The following is a 17,648-nucleotide window of genomic DNA, read 5'->3' on the forward strand; positions in this document are numbered from 1 at the left end:
GGGCGCCTCAGGCATTGGGAGCAAGGTCGGTGCCGGCGCCGCGGCGGCGCACGGAGACCAGGTCCGTACGGGCGGCGTTGGCCTCCGCACGGACCTCGGCGGGCGCTTCGGCCGGAGCGTCGGACGACTCGCCGCCGCACACGGAACCGCAGCCGCCCTGTCGGTGCTTCGGCAGCGTCGTCGTCTCCGCGCCCTCCACCTCGAACCCGGCGTCCGCGATCATGTCGAGGTCCGCCTTGCCCGCCTGGCCCTCGCTGGTCAGATAGTCACCGAGGAAGATCGAGTTCACCAGGTTCAGGGCGAGCGGCTGCATCGACCGCAGATGGACCTCACGGCCGCCCGCGAGCCGCACCTCGACGTCCGGGCAGACGAACCGCACCATGGCGAGAATCCGCAGACAGCGCTGCGGGGTGAGGTTCCACTCCTTGGCCAGCGGCGTGCCCTCGAAGGGGATCAGGAAGTTCACCGGCACGGAGTCCGGGTCGAGCTCACGCAGCGAGAAGACGACGTCGACGAGGTCGGTGTCGCTCTCGCCCATGCCCGCGATCAGACCGGAGCAGGCCGACAGGCCCGCGGCCTGCGCCTGGTGCACGGTGTCCACGCGGTCCGCGTAGGTGTGGGTGGTCGTGATGTCCCCGTACGTCCCCTCGGACGTGTTGAGGTTGTGGTTGTACGCGTCGGCGCCGGCGTCCCGCAGCCGCTCGGCCTGTCCCTCGGAGAGCAGCCCGAGGCACGCGCAGACCTCGACGTCCTCGTTCTGCTCCTTGATGGCCTCGATGGTCTTGGAGACGCGGTCCACGTCCCGGTCCGTCGGGCCGCGGCCGCTCGCGACCAGGCAGACGCGCTTCGCGCCGCCCGCCACACCCGCGGCGGCAGCCTCGGATGCCTCGTCGGGCTTCAGCCAGGTGTACTTGAGAATCTCGGCCTTGGACCCCAGCCGCTGCGAGCAGTAGGAGCAGTCCTCGGGACACAGCCCCGATTTGAGGTTCACCAGATAGTTGAGCTTCACCCGGCGCCCGAACCACTGACGGCGTACCTTGCCGGCCGCGGCCACCACTTCGAGCAGGTCGTCGTCTGAGGTCGCCAGTACGGCGAGCGCCTCTTCACGGGTCGGCAGCTCGCGCCGCAGCCCCTTCTCCACCAGCGTGTTCAGCAGGTCCATGCGCCAGATCCTGACGTACGGCACACGTCCCGGCCAAGGCGGAACCCGACAACAGAGCCCGAATGAGGTGTGTGTATGGCCACATCGGTTCCGCGAGCCGGCCCGGTTAGGGTCTGTGCGCTGCCTACAAAAAGGACCGGACCACCATGACCCAGGATCCTTTCGACTGGATCGACGACGAGTCCCGCCGCCGTGCGAGCGCGGGTCTCGTCCGGACGCTCCGGCCCCGCGACGCCGACTCCGAGCTGCTGGATCTTGCGGGCAACGACTACCTGGGACTGACCCGCCGGCCGGAGATCACGGCCGCGGCCGCCGAGGCGGCGCAGCGCTGGGGCGCCGGCGCGACCGGCTCCCGGCTCGTCACGGGCAGCACCGCGCTGCACGCCGAACTGGAACGGGAACTGGCCGCGTTCTGCGGATTCGAGGCCGCCCTCGTCCTGTCCTCCGGCTATGCGGCCAATCTCGCCGCGGTCACCGCGCTGAGCGATCGCGGGTCGCTGATCGTCTCCGACGCCGGCAACCACGCCTCGATCGTGGACGGCTGCCGGCTCTCCCGCGCGGAGACCGCGATCTCCCCGCACGCCGATGCCGAGGCCGTCCGCAAGACGCTCGACGCGCACCCAGGCCGGCGTGCTCTCGTCGTCACCGACTCCGTCTTCTCCGTCGACGGCGACGCCGCACCGCTGCCCGCTCTCGCGCAGGCGTGCCGGGAGCACGGCGCCGCGCTGCTCGTGGACGACGCCCACGGCCTGGGCGTCCTCGGCGAGGGCGGCCGGGGAGCCGCGGCGGCCGCAGGGCTCGCGGGCGACGAGGGGGTCGTCGCGATGCTGACCCTCTCCAAGTCGCTGGGCAGCCAGGGCGGCGCGGTCCTCGGCCCCGCGCGGGTCATCGACCACCTGGTCAACACCGCACGGACGTTCATCTTCGACACGGGACTCGCGCCGGCCGCCGCGGGCGCCGCCCTGGCCGCCCTGCGGCTGCTGGGGCGCGAGCCGGAGCTCGCCGGGCGGGCGCGCGCGGTCGCGGGGACCCTGCACCAGCGGCTGACGGCCCAGGGTCTGACCGCCGTACGGCCGGACGCTGCCGTGGTGTCGGTACGGGCGCCCTCGCCGGAGGCGGCGCTGCAGTGGGCCGCGGACTGCCGGGCGGCGGGTCTGGGCGTCGGCTGCTTCCGCCCGCCGTCGGTCCCGGACGGCATCTCGCGGCTGCGGCTGACGGCCCGCGCGGATCTCACCGAGGAGCAGATCGCCCGGGCCGTCGCCACGATCGTGGAGACGGCGCCGGCCGGCTGACATCACCGAACGCGGCCCGTCAGGGGGCCGGTCGCGGACGGCGCACTCCCGTTCGCGCCCGCCGCGGCCCGCGGACGCCGTTCGGCGGTTTCGCCGCGCCCGTGACCAGGGACGGGACGGCGCGGACCAAATCCGGTCTCGCGTAGCAGAGTTCACCGCTTCGAGCGACAGATATCTACATATCTTGGTGGATCGCCACCTCCGGCGGGGCGAGGAGTGGCACTCTGGCGCGAAGCGCAATCCGCGGCCGCCCGCGCATCATCCGCCACGAGTTGGAGCCCGGCCGCGGTGGGAAAGGGACAGCGTCGCCATGGCCGACCTTCAGGAAGCCTCCGTCACTCTGCCGAGCGATCCCGCCTCGGTTTCCGCGGCCCGGAAATTCGTTACGGACATCCTCTCCGAGTGGGGTCTTCCGGCGGACGACGAGGCAGGCGACACGGTCCGGCTGATCGTCTCCGAACTGACCACGAACGCGGTCCAGCACACCTTCGGCCAGTCACCGACCTTCACGGTCGATCTGCGGCTGGAGCGGGACGAGGAACTGGTCATCGGTGTCACGGACAGCCACCCGCGCTGGCCACAGCGACTGCCCGCCGCCGTACGGCAGGACAACGGCAGGGGCATGATCATCATCCGCAGCCTCACGGCGGAGTGCGGTGGCCGCCTGTCGGTGACCCCCACCGCGGAGGGCGGCAAGACGGTCTGGATCGCGCTGCCGTGGACGGCGCCGGTCCCGGGGTGAACGACGGCGCGTCCGAGGGGTCTCCGTGACGGGCCGAACGACGGCGCGTTCGATGGGTCGCCGGTGACGGGCCGAACGACGGCGCGTTCGATGGGTCGCCGGTGACGGGCGCTTCGGCGGCTTCAGCCCGTCGCGCGGCCGAACGCCCCGCGCAGCAGGGCCCGCAGGGAAGCGGCCGCCGGACCCGACTCGTCCCCGCGGTGGGCCACCGAGATGGTCCGCCGGAACGCAGCCGGCTCCAACTGCCGTACGCCCAGCGGGGTGACGGACATGGAGGCCACCATCTCCGGTACCACCGCCACTCCGAGCCCCGAGCTGACCAGGGCGCACACCAGGGCGTAGCCCGGTGTCTCGCACACCACGGAGGGTGTGGCACCGGCTCGGGCCAGCGCTCCCTCCACGCCCTTGCGCGGCGGGTGGGCGGGGGCGCTGCTGATCAACGGCTGGCCCGCCAGCTCCTCGACGGGCAGCCGGCCCGAACCACCCGCCAGCGCATGGCCGGGCGAGGTCACCAGGACCAACTCCTCGACCAGCAGCGGTTCGAGAACCGCTCCCGCCGGCGCCGCGGCCGGTTCATTGGGCTCGTAGGTGTGGGTCAGCGCGAGGTCCACATCGCCCGCCGCCACCGCGAGGACCCCCTGCGGGGGTTCGTACTCCGCGACCGTGAGATCGACATCAGGGTGGGCACGGCGGAACGCGCTCAGCACCGGAGGCAGCAGATGGATGCCGACAGTGGTGAAGGTGCCGACCCGCAGCCGTCCGCCGGACAGCCCCGACAGCCGCGCCAGTTCGTGACGCGCCTGGTCCATCTCGTCCAGCACCCGCCGGGCGCGGGTCGCGAGCACCTCGCCCGCGGCGGTGAGCCGGGTACCGCGGTGGTGCCGGATCAGCAGGGCCGCGCCCGCCTCGCGCTCCAGCTTGGCCAGCTGCTGGGAGAGCGCGGGCGGCGTGTAGCCGAGGCGCACGGCGGCCTGGGTGATCGAACCGGCCTCGGCGACCGCCACCAGCGCGGCAAGCCGTGTCGGGTCGTACATGGCACCCCTTAAGCATTGCTTTGGGCAGACCCAGAAGATTGCCTATACACACTAAAGCCTCCGCAGGTCCAGGATGGCTGGCATGGACGCACAACTGGTTGCCTTCACCGGGATCGCTGCGGGCATGGTCGCCATGCCGGGCGCGGACTTCACCGTCGTCGTACGCAACGCGCTGGCCTCACGGCGCGCCGGCGTGGCCTCGGCCATCGGGGTGGCGGGAGGTCTGCTGGTGCACACCGCGCTGGCCGTGGCCGGGCTCGCGGCGGTGCTCGTCGCCGTGCCGGTCCTCTTCCGCACGCTCCAGATCGCCGGCGGAGTGTATGTGCTCTACCTGGGAGTACGGGCGGTGCGCTCGGCGCTGCGGCCCCGGCCCGTCGTGGCGGACGAGGGCGGAACGGCGGCCGACGGGACCCGCCGCGGTCTGAGGCAGGGGTTCCTCACCAATGTGCTGAACCCGAAGGCCCCGGTGCTCTTCCTCAGTCTGCTGCCGCAGTTCGTGCCGGCGGGCGCCCCCGTGCTGCCGCGCACGCTGCAGCTGGCGACGATCGTCGTCGCGCTCGCCCTGGTCTGGTTCCCGCTGGTGGCGCTGCTGGTGGACCGGCTCGGCCCGTGGCTGCGCAGGCCGCGGGCCACCCGTGCCGTGGAGGGCGTCACCGGCGGCGCGCTCACGGCGCTGGGCGCGACACTGCTCGTCCAGCCGCTGGCGCACTGACGCCGGGCGTCATGGACACCGGGCGTTGCCCGGGCGCACCGGCGGGCCGGGACAACCGTCCGCCGGTACACCCTCGGTGGCGTGCCGTCAGCCGACGCGCCCGTACCAGACGCTCTTGGTCCAGATCTTGTCGAGCTTCACCCAGGAACCGGTCTTGGGGGAGTGCCAGATCTTCCCGCTGCCGGCGTAGATACCCACGTGATAGACGCTCCTGCCGGAATGGAAGAAGACGAGGTCACCCACCTGCCGTGAAGAGGCCTTGATATGACGCGTCTTGTTGTATTGCTGCTGGGCCGTACGGGGGAGCTTCTTGCCCGCCTTCTTGTACGAATACAGCGTCAGGCCCGAGCAGTCGAAGCGGGAGGGACCCATGGCGCCGTACTTGTACGGCGCGCCCTTCTTCGACGCGGCCACCTTCAACGCCTTGCCGGCGTGGGTGGTTGCTGCGTACGCCTCCGACGAGGCACCCGGCACGAGCATGGAGCCGCCGACGGCGGCCAGGGTCAGGGCCGATACGGCACCCGCCCGTGTCATCAAGAACGGGACATGCTTCTGCGCACTCATGCGCAACCCTTCGTCAGCCGCCTGTGAAGGATGACCTGTCGGGTTCGGGCGGACGAAGGTGCCCGGCTGCATAACGCGGCTTCACCCCGAGGGACGGCCGGACTTTCCGGCTGCCCCGTGTTGCTCGGGTCCTCCACTCCTGCCGAAGCACTTCTGTCGACCAGACGTCCGGATCGGCGGCAGGACTCGGCGTCCGCCCGGACCGCCCCGCCGAGGTGACGGGGGCTTGTCGTCCCAGGGATCTTGACCCATGGCGCGCCGGATTTCCGAGCTGAAACGGCGATATGTGAGTTTCGACACCACTCACCTGTTCGGGTGGACAGGGGTGTTCGGCCGCTCGCCGCGCGACACCCGAGGACGCTCGCACCAGCACCGGAATGAGTTATTCCGCCAGATCGGTGGTCGTGGTGCGCAAGTTGACCGTAGGCATATAGGGTGCAACGGCTCCACCGAATGGGGTAGGAAATCTCGTACCCATTCGGCGGTTGACACGATCCGAGGCGCCGTCAGTTCTCCGTCGGAGGCGGCAGGGTCACCCGCCGCGTCCTCCGATCACCGTCAAGAACCCGCAGCGCATGGCCGAGGGTTGCCGGGTGCATCTCGCTCTCGCCGCGCAGGTGCATGAGTGTCAGGGCGTCCCGCAGGGCGCTCGCCCGGCCGACGAGCGCCTGGGCCGCGCGCAGTGCGCCGTAGGTGTGGGTCGCGCGGGCCGGATTGATCCGCCCCAGCAGATCGACGACCTCGAGAAAGGCATCGATCAGGTCGCCCTCGGCGCGTGTCAGCGCGGGCAGCGGTGGCGGTTCGGGAAGCGGCATGGCTCGGCCTCACCGTGAACCGGGGGCGGAGAGTGACGTCTTGCGGTTCCGGATGACGTGGTCGAGCAGCCCGTACTCCTTGGCCGCCTCGGCGTCGAAGATCTTGACGCGCTCCAGGTCGGCCGCGATCCGCTCGGACGTCTGGCCGGTGTGCGTCACGAGCATCGCGACCAGTTGGGCCCGCAGTCGCAGCAACTCCTGTGCCGCGATGTCCAGATCGGACGGCTGACCCCGCAACGGCTCGTCGGTCTCGGGCTGTTGCAGGACGATCCGCGCACCCGGCAGTGCCATCCGCTTCCCGGGTGCGCCGGCGGCGAGCAGCAGGGCGGCCGTCGATGCGGCCTGGCCCAGACAGGTCGTCTCCACGTCGCAGGTGACCACCTGCATCGTGTCGTGGATCGCGGCCATGGCGCTGAGCGAGCCGCCGGGGGAGTTGATGTAGAGCGAGATGTCCCGGTCCGGGGCCGCGTACTCGAGGTGCAGGAGCTGGGCGATCACATCGTTGGCCGCGGTGTCGTCCACCTCCGTCCCGAGGAAGACGATCCGCTCCTCCAGCAACCTGGAGTACGGGTCGAGGGTGCGGGTCCCCGAGCTCGTGCGCTCGGTGAACTGCGGCAGGACATAGCGGGCGACCGGACGGTGCATGGCGGGCCTCTTCTCCATGAGTGCGTCTCCTCCGTGCGCGCCTGGCACGGTTCTGTAAAAAATGTACAGGACGTACAGGCGGTTATGATGGGGAGCATGGCCTACGAGATTCCGGTGACGCAAGCCCGCGCAGAGCTCGCCGATCTGATCAACCGCGTCGTCTACGGGGGCGAACGAGTCGTCGTCACCCGGCACGGAAAGCCCCTCGTGGCGCTCGTCTCGGCCGCTGACCTGGAACGACTGGAGCAGGCTCAGGACGGCGCGGAGGAGCAGGTGGTCAGTTCGGTCTCGTCCGTCGGCTCCCTCTCGTCCGCTTCCGGCGAACGGGGGCGCTTCGGACTCACGGCGGAGCACCGCCGGCCCGACACACACGGCTGACGCGCGCCGCGCGCCCGGGCGCGCGGCGGAGGTCTGGGCCTCACGGGGCCGCGCGCCCTGGTGAAGTCCGGCGTCCCCGGCGGGCAGCGGGCGGCTGAGCTTCACGGCTCGCGGCCCGGTGCCCGGGGGTGTGCCGTCCGGGCTCGACGGTTCACAGCGTTGCCGGGGCGCGGTGTCCCGGGCATATGGGGAGGCCCTTCCGTCGTGGCCGTTTCGCCGCCTCGATCGGCCGGTACGACCTGCCGCCCGGCTCGGCATCGTGCGGCCCCCCGAGTGACACAAGCCCGGGTGCCCAGCCCGGCCCAGCACGCGCCCGAGTGGCACAAGCCCCTCGTGCCCAGCCCGGTCCAGCACGCGCCCGAGTGGCACAAGCCGGGTGTTCGGCCGGTCCAGCACGCATCGGTGGCGCGGGCCCGGCGCCGGCCCGCACCGCACAAGCCCGCCCGGCGCCCGCCCGCGCAGCAGAAAGCCGCGCGTCCCCGTCCGCTACAGCGGGGACGCGCGGCTGGTCGTGGGGGCTCAGCCGACCGGTGCCGGCACGGGTCGCAGCGACTCCTTCGACGCATCGGCCGGCTGCGCGCTCCGCCCGCCCGCAAGCACCGCGGCGAGTCCGAGCGCTGCCCACAGCGAGAGCGTGAGGACCGCTGCGCCCGCACCGCTGCCGTCGAAGTACGAGACCGATCGCAGCAGTTGGGCACCCGCACCCGGCGGGAGCCACTGGCCGATCACTCCCGCGGGGTCCGGCAGCAGTTCCGGCGCACTCGCGGCTCCCGAGAACGGATTGCCGATCAGGACCATCAGCAGACTGCCGAGGGCGATGCCACGGGTGCCGAGCAGTGCGGCGAAGCCCGCGACGCCGCCCGCGATGGCGAGGACGGTCAGCCCGAGGACTCCCGCTTCGGCCCACCAGTTGCCGTTCAGCAGGCCGAGCCAGCTGTGAGCGAGAGCGGCGGCCGTGAGTCCGACCAGTGCTGCCGCGCCGGTCAGGGCGAGCGCCGCGCGGCTCCCGCGCAATCCGAGCACCGTCACCATGACTCCTGCCGCCACACCCGCCAGGGCCAGCGGCAGGATGCTCGACGCCAGCCCGCCGCCGCGCGGATCGCCGGCGGGGGCGGCCACCACATCGGTCACCTTCACCGGCTCGCCGGCAGGGGCGTGCGCGGTGACGGCTTCCTTCAGCAGTCCGGCGACCACGGCGCTCCCCGCGGAGGCGGTCAGCAGCTGCGGCCCTTCCGGGGTGACGACGACCGCTCCGTATACAACGCGGTCCTCGATCGCCTCACGGGCGGCGGTCTCATCGGTGTAGCGGTGCACCTCGAAGGCGTCCGGCCGTTGTTCCAGGCGCTGTTCGACCTGGGCGACCGCGGACGCCGGGCCGGCGACGCCGATGGGGAGATCCCGGGGAGCGGTACGGGCGGCGGGCCAGGCGAAGGCCCACAGGGCCAGCGCGACCAGGGCGGGGACGAGAGCCATCACCGCGATCGTGCGGTGAGTGGGCGTGGCGGACATCGTGCGCCTCGATTCAAAGAGAAGGATCGTTCGTTTTTCTGGTCCTCACTGTCCCGCCGCGTGTCGCGCTTGTCAAGAATGAATGTTCGTTTTAGATTGTTGGCATGGCCCGCGTATCCCAGGAACATCTCGACGCACGACGACGCCAGATCCTCGACGGCGCCGCCCGCTGCTTCGCCCGTAACGGCTTCCACGCCACGTCGATGCAGGACATCCTCAGTGAGGCGGAGCTGTCGGCCGGCGCCGTGTACCGCTACTTCCGTGGCAAGGACGAGCTGATCGCGGCCATCGCGAACGAGGCGTTCGCCGGGATCCGGGGCGCCTTCGAGGATGCCGCCCGGACGACGCCGCCTCCCATGCCCGACGTGCTGCTCGGCCGCGTCCTGCGCAAACTGCTGCGGGAGCAGGTACCGGGGGAGGACCGACAGGCCTTCGCCCGGCTCGTGGTCCAGGTGTGGACCGAGACGCTGCGCAACGAGCGGCTCGCCACCACGCTCGGCGAGGGGTACGGCGGCATGCGGCTCGCCTGGGCGAAGCTCGTGGACGCCTACCGGGACAACGGCCTGATGGTCGCCGACGTACCCGCCGACCATGTGGCGCGCACGCTCATCGCCACCGCCCAGGGATTCGTCCTTCAGCAGGCGCTCTTCGGCGACGTGGACGTCGACGTCCTGGAGGACGGGCTCCGGGGGCTCATGTCGATGAGCGCCCCCGACGTCAGTTAACGCGCCGGAAAAACTTGCGCCCTAACGTTCACCTCCCGGCAGTGGGACGGCACCGTGCAGGTCGGCGGAGCGTTGGCGGCGACGGGTCTCGCTGTGCCCGAACGGGCCCGGCACGGACGACAGTGAGGTGGACGCGTGCAACTCTCCCCGCACGAGCAGGAACGACTGCTGATCCATGTGGCGGCCGACGTGGCGGAGAAGCGCCGCGCCCGCGGGGTGCGGCTCAACCACCCCGAAGCCGTCGCCCTGATCACCTCGCACATTCTCGAAGGCGCGCGGGACGGACGCACCGTCGCCGAGCTGATGGCGTCCGGCCGTCAGGTCCTCGGCCGCGCCGACGTCATGGAGGGCATCCCGGAGATGATCCACGACGTCCAGGTCGAGGCGACCTTCCCGGACGGCACCAAGCTCGTCACCGTCCACGACCCGATCGTCTGAAGGGGAGGAGCCGATGATTCCCGGTGAGATCCTGTTCGCCGACGACCCCGTCCCCCTCAACGAGGGCCGCGAGGTCACACGTCTGGCGGTGGTGAACGCCGCCGACCGGCCCGTCCAGGTCGGCTCCCACTACCACTTCGCCGAATCCAACCCCGGCCTGCACTTCGACCGCGCCGCGGCCCACGGCAAGCGGCTGCACATCGCTGCCGGCACCGCCGTGCGATTCGAGCCCGGCATCCCGGTGGACGTGGAACTGGTGCCCTTCACCGGACTCCGTGTCATCACGGGGCTGCGCGGGGAGACGGGAGGCGCGCTCGATGCCTGAACTGCACCGTGCCCTCTACGCGGACCTCTTCGGGCCCACCACCGGTGACCGCATCCGGCTCGCCGACACCGATCTGCTCGTCGAGATCGAGGAGGACCGCTCCGGCGGCCCCGGACTCGCCGGTGACGAGGCCGTGTTCGGCGGCGGGAAGGTGATCCGGGAGTCGATGGGCCAGTCCCGTACGACACGTGCCGACGGCGCACCCGACACCGTTGTCACCGGCGCCGTGATCATCGACCACTGGGGGATCGTCAAGGCCGACATCGGCATCCGGGACGGCCGGATCACCGGCATCGGCAAGGCCGGCAACCCGGACACCATGGACGGCGTCCATCCTGCGATCGTGATCGGCCCCGAGACCGAAGTCATCGCGGGCAACGGGAAGATCATCACCGCCGGCGCCATCGACGCCCACGTCCACTTCATCTCGCCGACGCTCGTCGACCAGGCCCTCGCGACCGGGGTCACCACGCTCGTCGGAGGCGGCACGGGGCCCGCCGAGGGCACGAAGGCCACCACCATCACGCCCGGCCCCTGGCACCTCGCCCGGATGTTCGAAGCCCTGGACGGTCTCCCCGTCAACATCGGCCTCCTCGGCAAGGGCAACACCATGTCCGGCGAGGCCATGCACTCCCAACTGCGCGGCGGGGCGCTGGGCTTCAAGATCCACGAGGACTGGGGCGCCACGCCCGCGGTCATCGACGCCTGTCTGCGGGTCTGCGAGGAGAGCGGCGCACAGCTCGCCATCCACACCGACACCCTGAACGAGGCCGGGTTCGTCGCAGACACCCTCGCCGCCATCGCGGGCCGGACCATTCACGCGTACCACACGGAAGGTGCCGGCGGCGGGCACGCACCGGACATCATCACCGTGGTCGGTGAGCCCTACGTCCTGCCCAGCTCCACCAACCCGACCCGGCCGCACACCGTCAACACCATCGAGGAACATCTCGACATGCTGATGGTCTGTCACCACCTCAACCCGTCGGTGCCCGAGGACCTCGCTTTCGCGGAGTCGCGGATCAGGCCCTCGACCATCGCGGCCGAGGACATCCTGCACGATCTCGGCGCCGTATCGATCATCTCCTCCGACTCCCAGGCCATGGGCCGGATCGGGGAGGTCGTCCTGCGTACCTGGCAGACCGCGCATGTGATGAAGAAGCGCCGGGGCCCCCTGCCCGGGGACGGCCGGGCCGACAACCACCGAGTGCGTCGCTATGTCGCCAAATACACGATCAACCCGGCGGTCGCCCAGGGCATGGACCGGGAGATCGGCTCGGTCGAGACCGGGAAACTCGCCGACCTGGTGTTGTGGGACCCGGCCTTCTTCGGCGTCAAACCCCAACTGGTGATCAAGGGTGGCCAGATCGCCTACGCGCAGATGGGCGACGCCAACGCTTCCATCCCGACCCCGCAGCCGGTGCTGCCGCGACCGATGTTCGGTGCGCTCGGCCGGGCCGCCTCGACGGGCTCGCTCACCTTCGTGGCCCCGGCCGCGATCGATGACGGCCTGCCCGAACGCCTGGGCCTGCACAAGGAGTTCGTACCCATCACCAGCACCCGAGGTGTCACCAAGGCGGACATGCGCGAGAACGACGCTCTGCCCCGGGTCGAGGTCGACTCCGACACCTTCACGGTGACGATCGACGGGGAGCCGGTCGAGCCCGCGCCCGCCGTCGAACTGCCCATGGCCCAGCGCTACTTCCTCTTCTGACCGCCGATGACGACAGACGAGGCCGCGCCGACGACCGCCGCCGGACCGAGAGAGGCGCAACCACCGGCACAGAGACGCACACCACCTCCGACGAGGATCCGGTCATGAGCCGTGCCGCACTCCTCGTCCTCGCCGACGGACGGTTCCCCGCCGGCGGGCACGCCCACTCCGGCGGCGCCGAAGCGGCCGTCAAGGCGGGCCGTATCCGTGATGCCCGGGATCTGGCGGAGTTCTGCCACGGCCGGCTCCGTACGACCGGTCTCACCTCGGCAGCCCTCGCGGCCGCGGCCGCCCTCGGCCTCGACCCCCTCGCACTCGACGAGGCCGCCGACGCCCGCACGCCGTCCCCCGCCCTGCGGGCGACGGCCCGCAGGCTCGGCCGGCAGATGATGCGCGCGGCCCGTGCCACCTGGCCCGGTCCGGAACTCGACGCGCTCGCCGCCGCTCTCCCGCGCGGTGCGCATCAGCCCGTCGTCATCGGGCTCACCGCCCGGGCCGCCGGGCTCGGCCCGGAGGACGCCGCACACTGCGTCGCCTACGAGACCGTGAGCGGCCCCGCCACCGCGGTCGTACGCCTCCTGAGCCTGAACCCCTTCGACGCCACCGCCGTGCTCGCCCGCCTCGCACCCGCGATGGACGAGGTGGCCGAGCGGGCGGCCGCGGCCGCCTGCCAGGGCATCGACGCCCTGCCGGCGGCCTCGGCGCCGCTGCTCGACATCACCGCCGAACAGCACGCGGCCTGGCCCGTACGCCTCTTCGCGTCCTGACACACCCTGGAGCCGCACCATGCACCTCGACCACGCCCCCAACGGTCCCGCCGCCGTCAGCGCCGACTCCGTACGTCCTGACGGCACCCGGCGTGCCCTGCGCATCGGGCTCGGCGGACCCGTCGGCTCGGGCAAGACCGCGACCGTCGCCGCCCTGTGCCGTGCGCTGCGCGACCGGCTGTCCATCGCCGTCGTCACCAACGACATCTACACCCGCGAGGACGCCGAATTCCTCCTCCGCAACGCCGTGCTGCCGCCGGAGCGCATCCAGGCGGTCGAGACCGGGGCGTGCCCGCACACCGCGATCCGCGACGACATCTCGGCGAATCTGGAAGCCGTGGAGGACCTGGAGGAGAGCGTCGGTCCTCTCGATCTGATCCTGGTCGAGTCCGGTGGCGACAACCTCACGGCCACCTTCTCCAAGGGTCTCGTGGACGCCCAGATCTTCGTCATCGACGTCGCGGGCGGTGACGACATCCCGCGCAAGGGCGGGCCGGGCGTCACCACCGCCGATCTGCTCGTGGTCAACAAGACGGACCTCGCGCCGTACGTCGGCTCCGACCTCGGCCGGATGGCCACGGACGCCAAGGAGCAGCGTGGTGAACTGCCGGTGGTCTTCACCTCGTTGAGGAGCGAGGAGGGCGTCGGCCCGGTCGCCGACTGGGTGCGCGAGCAGCTCGCCGCCTGGACCGCATGAGCGTCCACGCCACCGCCCGGATCGTCGCGACCCGGGACGGACTGCCGGTCCTGACCGGCGACGGTCCCCTCGCGCTGCGCCGTACGCGGCCTGCTCAGTCGCAGTCCCGGGCGCACTCCCGCGTCACGGTCGTCGGCGCCATGAGCGCACCTCTCGGAGGCGACCGGCTCGCCGTCGAGGCCGACGTCGGTGACGGAGCCCGGCTCGACGTCGACTCGGCGGCCGCGACCATCGCCCTGCCCGGCCGGGGGAGTGAACAGGCCCACTACGACGTGCGGTTGACGGTCGGCGAGGACGCCGAGCTGCGCTGGCTCCCCGAACAGCTCGTCTCGGCCCGTGGCAGCGACCTGCGGATGCACACACGCGTCGACCTCGCCGCCACCGCACGTCTGGTCCTCCGCGAGGAGCAGATCCTCGGCCGGCACGGGGAGGATCCGGGAACCCTGACCACCCGGCTGACCGTCCGCCGGTCCGGCCGCCCTCTGTTCGACCAGGAGCTCTCCTACGGCTCCGGCGCACCCGCCGGCTGGGACGGGGGAGCGGTTCTCGCCGGACACCGGGCCGTGGGCCAACTCCTCGTGGTACATCCGGAATGGGCCGACAAACCGTACGAAACCCGCCTCTGTGGTGAGTCGGCCGTGCTCGTCCCGCTCGCCGGTCCGGCCTTCCTCGTCACCGCTGTCGCCCCCGACGCCCGTCGGTTGCGCCATGTCCTCGACGAGGTGCTGCGCTCGGAACTGCCGTCCTGAGGAGGGCTGTTCGGCCGCCCCTTCGCCGGCGTACCGCTCAGCGGGACCGCGCATACCGGTTATTGGTTCGGTAAAGAAACACCAGTACGGCCTGTTCCCCGCAGCCTCACAGACGAAAGGATCCCCCGGAGAACTTCGACGACAGAAGGGGGAGTTCTACGTGAGACGCACAGCAGTGCTCGGCTCGGCCGGCACTCTGATGGCGGGCACCCTCATAATGGGCGCCGTCGTGGCTCCGGCGGCCAACGCCGACGGCCGCGGCGGTTCCGAGGCGCGTGGCGTTCAGCTTGCTGCCGAACGTGCCGCCAAGAAGGGCATCGACTGGGCGGACTGCCCCGCGGACTGGGCGATAGCCAAGCCGATCCAGTGCGGTTGGGTGACCGTCCCGCTCGACTACGCACGACCGAACGGCAAGCAGATCAAGCTCGCCGTCGACCGGATCGGCAACACCGGTTCGAAGGCGGACCGCCAGGGCGCGCTGATCTACAACCCCGGCGGCCCCGGTGGCTCCGGTCTGCGCTTCCCGACCCGGGTCACGGGCAAGAACCCGCTCTGGGCCAACACGGCCAAGGCGTACGACTTCGTGGGCTTCGACCCCCGTGGTGTGGGCCACTCGGCGCCGATCTCCTGCATCGACCCGCAGGAGTTCGTGAAGGCTCCGAAGGCCGACCCGGTGCCGGACAGCGAGGCGGACAAGCGTGCGCAGCGCAAGCTCGCCGCTGAGTACGCCGACGGTTGTGCCGAGCGCAGCGGCTGGATGCTGCCGCACATGACCACGCCGAACACCGCTCGCGACCTGGACGTGATCCGGGCCGCGCTCGGTGAGAAGAAGCTCAACTTCCTGGGTGTCTCCTACGGCACCTACATCGGCGCGGTCTACGCGACGCTCTTCCCGGGCCATGTGCGCCGGATGATCGTCGACAGCGTGGTCAACCCGTCCCGGGAGAAGATCTGGTACCAGGCCAACCTGGACCAGGACGTCGCCTTCCAGACGCGCTGGAACGACTGGAAGGCATGGGTCGCCAAGAACGACGCCGTCTTCCACATCGGGAACACCCCCGAGAAGGTCGAGCAGCAGTGGGTGAAGCTGCGGGCCACCGCGAAGAAGGCGCCGCTCGGCGGGGTCGTCGGACCGGCGGAGCTGATCAGCTTCTTCCAGGGCGCGCCGTACTACGACTCCGCCTGGGTGCCCACCGCCCAGACCTGGAGCAAGTACATCGCCGGTGACACCCAGGCACTCGTCGACGCCGCGGCGCCGGACCTGTCCGACACCGCGGGCAACATCTCCGCGGAGAACGGCAACGCCGTCTACACGGCCGTCGAGTGCGCGGACGCCAAGTGGCCCACCAGCTGGCGCACGTGGGACCGGGACAACACCCGGCTCCACCGGGATCACCCCTTCATGACCTGGGCCAATGCCTGGATGAACCTTCCCTGCGCCACCTGGTCGTCCAAGCAGCAGACCCCGCTGAACGTGAAGTCCGGCAAGGGCCTGCCGCCGGTGCTGATCGTCCAGTCGACCCGTGACGCCGCCACTCCCTTCGAGGGCGCCGTCGAGCTGCACAAGCGGCTCAAGGGCTCGCGTCTGATCATCGAGAAGGACGCCGGCTCGCACGGTGTGACCGGTCTGGTCAACCCCTGCATCAACCAGCGGGTGGACTCCTACCTGCTCAGCGGCAAGGTCGACAGCCGCGATGTGACGTGCACCCCGCACGCCACGCCGAAGCCGTAAGTCCCGGTTTCACGGAGGAGGGGCGGCCGTTCCCGGCCGCCCCTCCTTCATGTCCCGGGCCCTCGCGCGACCTTCATGCCCCCGGCCGTACGTCAGCCCGCGATGTCCGCGGTGCGCGGCTCGGCGACCGCGGTGTAGTCGGCGGTGCGCAGCGCCAGCGAACGGTCCAGCCGCGCCGCGTTGAAGAAGATCTCCTCGTGCACCAGCAGAGCGGGGTCCACGACCAGTTCGAGTTCGGGGTCGAAGGAGAACGGCAGGATCGTGCCGCTCACGCTGCCCGCGAGCCGCTCCGCCACCTCGGGTGTCGCGAATCCGGCGTAGGTGCCGCCCAGCAGGCCCTTCACCGCACCAAGGTCGACCCGGCGGTCGCCCGGCACCACCGCGAGGACGTACCGCTTCTCCTTCTTGCCGATCTTCACCATCACCACGATGCACTTGGCGGCCTGCGCCAGAGTGTTCCCGCGCAGCGCGCTGACCGCCTCGGTCGCGCCCTGCTCCTCGTGCTCGATGATCCGGTACACCGCGCCGCGCTCGTCCAGCAGCCCGATCAACTTGGCGTACATGCCGTGCTCTTCGCTCACTTCGAATCCCGTCCGCGCTCGGCCAGCCATGCGTCTTCCTCCGCGTAGGGGAAGAGGTCGACCTGCGGAGCGTACAGCTCGGCCATCCTCGGGAAGGCCTCGGTCCAGTCCCGGCCGTGCAGTTGCCGGGCCAGCCACTCGACCGTCCCGGGCAGCGAGTCCTCGTACGTGGTCACCGCCCGGTAGCCGAGCTCGCGTTCGGCCGCGGTCATGTCGTAGACGATCGGGTGCTCCACGCTCCACGGTGTCACCCCGACATCGCCGCGCGGGCTCGCCCCCTCCACCAGTACGGTCTCGCTGCTCCGGCCGAGGACCGCGTCGACGGCCGCACCGATCTCGGCGACCGTCGGCGCCACGGGATCACCGGCGTTCAGCACTCGCGACCCCGGCCGGAGGGCAGCCAGCCGGATCAGTTCGGCGAGGTTGGAGACATGCACCGGATGAAAGCGGTCGCGGCCGCCGTGGGCCAGGATCCGCACCGGCCGGCCGTCCACCGCACGCTTCACGAAGTACAGCTCGCGCGGCGTACGGCAGTGCGGACCGTGGATCGCCCCCGCACGCAGCAGCGTCGTCGCGAGACGGCCGCCGGCCGTCGGCAACTCCTGTTCCAGCGCCACCTTTCGGGTGCCGTACGTGGCCTCGCCCGGCGCCACGGTCCGCTGGGTCTCCGGGATCGGCACGGGATAGCGCGGGAAGCCGTCCGGCTCGTGCTGGGTGTCGAAACTCCGGCCCCGATCGTCCTCGTACACCGCGCCGCTGGAGATGACGACCGCCGAGCCGATCCGGCCGGCGAGAGAGGTCAACTGCCGTGCGTGGTCCGACCCGTAGGCCACCATGTCGACGAGCACGTCACAGCCGTCGCCGAGGGCCGCCGCCAGCGCCGCGTCGTCCTCCCGGTCGCAGACGACCGCCTGTACCTCCTCCGGCCAGCTCTCGTCCCTGCCGCCGCGGCGGGAGAGCGCCCGCACCTCCCATCCGTCCGAGGCGAGCGCGCGCACCGCGGCCCGGCCCACCTGTCCCGTTGCTCCGACGACGACTGCGTTTCCCCTGGTCATGTCCAAACGCTA

At 71.2% G+C, this 17,648-nt stretch carries 20 protein-coding genes and 1 riboswitch; of the genes, 12 read left to right on the forward strand and 8 right to left on the reverse strand.

Annotation, left to right across the window (positions count from 1 at the left end; genetic code table 11):
• Positions 1 to 7: 7 nt before the first annotated feature.
• Positions 8 to 1,162, reverse strand: coding sequence for a biotin synthase BioB (gene bioB, locus ACFWU3_RS19935; RefSeq protein ID WP_384438987.1), 1,155 nt, complete (start codon positions 1,160 to 1,162; stop codon positions 8 to 10).
• A 146-nt stretch (positions 1,163 to 1,308) separates the two neighbouring features.
• Here bioB and ACFWU3_RS19940 point away from each other — a divergent pair, with 146 nt between their 5' ends.
• Entirely contained in the window at positions 1,309 to 2,454 is a 1,146-nt protein-coding gene (locus ACFWU3_RS19940; protein WP_384438990.1) for an 8-amino-7-oxononanoate synthase, read from the forward strand.
• 310 nt (positions 2,455 to 2,764) lie between these two features.
• Positions 2,765 to 3,196, forward strand: coding sequence for an ATP-binding protein (locus ACFWU3_RS19945; protein ID WP_384438992.1), 432 nt, complete (start codon positions 2,765 to 2,767; stop codon positions 3,194 to 3,196).
• A gap of 122 nt (positions 3,197 to 3,318) precedes the next feature.
• Here the strand turns inward: ACFWU3_RS19945 and ACFWU3_RS19950 are convergent, their stop codons facing one another.
• Entirely contained in the window at positions 3,319 to 4,230 is a 912-nt protein-coding gene (locus ACFWU3_RS19950; RefSeq protein WP_384438995.1) for a LysR family transcriptional regulator, read from the reverse strand.
• Positions 4,231 to 4,312: 82 nt separating this feature from the next.
• Here ACFWU3_RS19950 and ACFWU3_RS19955 point away from each other — a divergent pair, with 82 nt between their 5' ends.
• On the forward strand, positions 4,313 to 4,942 hold the full coding sequence (locus ACFWU3_RS19955; RefSeq protein ID WP_384438998.1) for a LysE family translocator: 630 nt from the start codon (positions 4,313 to 4,315) through the stop codon (positions 4,940 to 4,942).
• 87 nt (positions 4,943 to 5,029) lie between these two features.
• Here the strand turns inward: ACFWU3_RS19955 and ACFWU3_RS19960 are convergent, their stop codons facing one another.
• The 3 genes from ACFWU3_RS19960 to ACFWU3_RS19970 form a co-directional block, all read right to left on the reverse strand.
• Complete coding sequence (locus ACFWU3_RS19960; protein WP_384439001.1) at positions 5,030 to 5,506, reverse strand: C40 family peptidase; 477 nt, start codon at positions 5,504 to 5,506, stop codon at positions 5,030 to 5,032.
• Positions 5,507 to 5,509: 3 nt separating this feature from the next.
• Positions 5,510 to 5,695, reverse strand: a riboswitch (cyclic di-AMP (ydaO/yuaA leader).
• A 317-nt stretch (positions 5,696 to 6,012) separates the two neighbouring features.
• Positions 6,013 to 6,321: a hypothetical protein gene (locus tag ACFWU3_RS19965; RefSeq protein ID WP_384439004.1), complete on the reverse strand. Its 309-nt coding sequence runs from the start codon at positions 6,319 to 6,321 to the stop codon at positions 6,013 to 6,015.
• Between the two features lie 9 nt (positions 6,322 to 6,330).
• Positions 6,331 to 6,966 (reverse strand): ATP-dependent Clp protease proteolytic subunit, encoded by a 636-nt coding sequence (locus ACFWU3_RS19970; RefSeq protein WP_384439113.1) that lies wholly within the window; start codon positions 6,964 to 6,966, stop codon positions 6,331 to 6,333.
• A gap of 96 nt (positions 6,967 to 7,062) precedes the next feature.
• On the opposite strand from ACFWU3_RS19970, the gene ACFWU3_RS19975 reads away from it, so the two are divergent.
• Positions 7,063 to 7,344 carry a type II toxin-antitoxin system Phd/YefM family antitoxin gene (locus ACFWU3_RS19975; RefSeq protein WP_328859890.1) on the forward strand — a complete coding sequence of 94 codons (282 nt, stop codon included), beginning with the start codon at positions 7,063 to 7,065 and terminating at the stop codon, positions 7,342 to 7,344.
• 519 nt (positions 7,345 to 7,863) lie between these two features.
• On the opposite strand, the gene ACFWU3_RS19980 is transcribed toward ACFWU3_RS19975, so the two are convergent.
• Positions 7,864 to 8,853, reverse strand: coding sequence for an ABC transporter permease (locus tag ACFWU3_RS19980; RefSeq protein ID WP_384439007.1), 990 nt, complete (start codon positions 8,851 to 8,853; stop codon positions 7,864 to 7,866).
• 104 nt (positions 8,854 to 8,957) lie between these two features.
• Here ACFWU3_RS19980 and ACFWU3_RS19985 point away from each other — a divergent pair, with 104 nt between their 5' ends.
• The 8 genes from ACFWU3_RS19985 (at position 8,958) to ACFWU3_RS20020 (ending at position 16,000) form a co-directional block, all read left to right on the forward strand.
• Positions 8,958 to 9,578 (forward strand): TetR/AcrR family transcriptional regulator, encoded by a 621-nt coding sequence (locus tag ACFWU3_RS19985; RefSeq protein ID WP_384439010.1) that lies wholly within the window; start codon positions 8,958 to 8,960, stop codon positions 9,576 to 9,578.
• Between the two features lie 135 nt (positions 9,579 to 9,713).
• The gene (locus tag ACFWU3_RS19990; RefSeq protein WP_352204907.1) at positions 9,714 to 10,016 is read left to right on the forward strand and encodes an urease subunit gamma; all 303 of its coding nucleotides are present in this window, start codon (positions 9,714 to 9,716) and stop codon (positions 10,014 to 10,016) included.
• A 13-nt stretch (positions 10,017 to 10,029) separates the two neighbouring features.
• A complete protein-coding gene (locus ACFWU3_RS19995; RefSeq protein ID WP_313947674.1) occupies positions 10,030 to 10,341 on the forward strand; it encodes an urease subunit beta in 312 nt (103 codons plus the stop codon).
• On the forward strand, positions 10,334 to 12,055 hold the full coding sequence (locus ACFWU3_RS20000; protein WP_384439015.1) for an urease subunit alpha: 1,722 nt from the start codon (positions 10,334 to 10,336) through the stop codon (positions 12,053 to 12,055). The genes ACFWU3_RS19995 and ACFWU3_RS20000 overlap by 8 nt, the downstream gene beginning before the upstream one ends.
• Before the next feature lie 104 nt (positions 12,056 to 12,159).
• On the forward strand, positions 12,160 to 12,822 hold the full coding sequence (locus ACFWU3_RS20005) for an urease accessory protein UreF (protein WP_384439018.1): 663 nt from the start codon (positions 12,160 to 12,162) through the stop codon (positions 12,820 to 12,822).
• 19 nt (positions 12,823 to 12,841) lie between these two features.
• Complete coding sequence (gene ureG, locus ACFWU3_RS20010; RefSeq protein ID WP_384439021.1) at positions 12,842 to 13,519, forward strand: urease accessory protein UreG; 678 nt, start codon at positions 12,842 to 12,844, stop codon at positions 13,517 to 13,519.
• Positions 13,516 to 14,268 (forward strand): urease accessory protein UreD, encoded by a 753-nt coding sequence (locus ACFWU3_RS20015; protein ID WP_384439025.1) that lies wholly within the window; start codon positions 13,516 to 13,518, stop codon positions 14,266 to 14,268. The genes ureG and ACFWU3_RS20015 overlap by 4 nt, the downstream gene beginning before the upstream one ends.
• 199 nt (positions 14,269 to 14,467) lie before the next feature.
• On the forward strand, positions 14,468 to 16,000 hold the full coding sequence (locus ACFWU3_RS20020; RefSeq protein WP_313949103.1) for an alpha/beta hydrolase: 1,533 nt from the start codon (positions 14,468 to 14,470) through the stop codon (positions 15,998 to 16,000).
• Between the two features lie 92 nt (positions 16,001 to 16,092).
• On the opposite strand, the gene ACFWU3_RS20025 is transcribed toward ACFWU3_RS20020, so the two are convergent.
• Positions 16,093 to 16,563 (reverse strand): YbaK/EbsC family protein, encoded by a 471-nt coding sequence (locus ACFWU3_RS20025; protein WP_384439116.1) that lies wholly within the window; start codon positions 16,561 to 16,563, stop codon positions 16,093 to 16,095.
• Between the two features lie 14 nt (positions 16,564 to 16,577).
• Positions 16,578 to 17,636, reverse strand: coding sequence for an NAD-dependent epimerase/dehydratase family protein (locus tag ACFWU3_RS20030; protein WP_384439028.1), 1,059 nt, complete (start codon positions 17,634 to 17,636; stop codon positions 16,578 to 16,580).
• Between the last annotated feature and the right edge of the window lie 12 nt (positions 17,637 to 17,648).

Source organism: Streptomyces sp. NPDC058685 (assembly GCF_042714725.1).
In the GTDB taxonomy this organism is placed as follows: Bacteria; Actinomycetota; Actinomycetes; order Streptomycetales; family Streptomycetaceae; genus Streptomyces.